Raw genomic sequence first — 349 nt, 5'->3', positions numbered from 1 at the left:
GAACGGGGCGCGCCACTTTGATCCCTTCACAACCTACCGTTTTCTCAAAGCGCTAGAAGACAGTGGATCCGTTGGCGGAACGAGTGGTTGGCACGGACGCTACCTGACGGTCAATAAAAACGGTCAAATGATTGCGGCCTCCCCGCTTTACGTAAAATCCCACAGTCAGGGAGAGTATATTTTTGACTTCAACTGGGCTCAAGCCTTCGAGAATGCTGGGGGAAATTACTACCCCAAACTACAGATGGCCGTCCAGTTCACGCCAGCAACTGGACGCCGTTTTTTAACTCTACCTGGATTTGAAGCCGAAGGCCGCAGCGCCATTCTTCAAGGTGCAGTTCAACTCGCT

1 protein-coding gene is annotated in these 349 nt (G+C 52.1%); it reads left to right on the top strand.

Annotation, left to right across the window (positions count from 1 at the left end):
* A partial coding sequence (locus tag AB9F29_RS21520) for a peptidogalycan biosysnthesis protein (protein ID WP_369757204.1) occupies positions 1-349 on the top strand: 349 nt, incomplete at both ends.

This window comes from Falsihalocynthiibacter sp. S25ZX9, assembly GCF_041205405.1.
Taxonomy (GTDB): Bacteria; Pseudomonadota; Alphaproteobacteria; order Rhodobacterales; family Rhodobacteraceae; genus Falsihalocynthiibacter; species Falsihalocynthiibacter arcticus.
The sequence above is the reverse complement of the archived record's forward strand: the minus strand, read 5'-3'. Positions and strand labels throughout refer to the sequence as shown.